The 279-nt window shown below is 43.7% G+C and carries 1 protein-coding gene; it reads left to right on the top strand.

Annotation, left to right across the window (positions count from 1 at the left end; all coding sequences use genetic code 11):
• Nucleotide 1: 1 nt before the first annotated feature.
• The coding region (locus tag CWC14_RS18250) for a cytochrome c oxidase assembly protein (protein WP_212746567.1) at nt 2-279 on the top strand (278 nt) is incomplete at its 3' end.

The raw sequence follows: 279 nt of genomic DNA, 5'->3' as shown, positions 1-279 counted from the left end.
TATGTTTGCTTTTGCATTTGCCTTAGTGCCCTTATATGACGTGTTTTGCGACATAACTGGGCTTAATGGCAAGCCGTCGCTTGAGCAAGCTGAACAAAGTACACAAATCACTGAAAACCGAGAAATAGGTGTGAGCTTTACAACCCATGCGCAAAGTGGTGCGCCGTTTATTGTTAAATCTAAAGAATACAGTGTTGATGTGAAACCGGGTGCTATGCGTGAGGTAATGTTTAGCGCAAAAAACACCAGTGATATCGAGATCCGGAAGAGCACACGTCT

The organism is Pseudoalteromonas sp. S3260, from assembly GCF_005886925.1.
GTDB lineage: Bacteria > Pseudomonadota > Gammaproteobacteria > Enterobacterales > Alteromonadaceae > Pseudoalteromonas > Pseudoalteromonas tetraodonis.
This window is presented reverse-complemented; position numbering and strand designations above follow the sequence as displayed.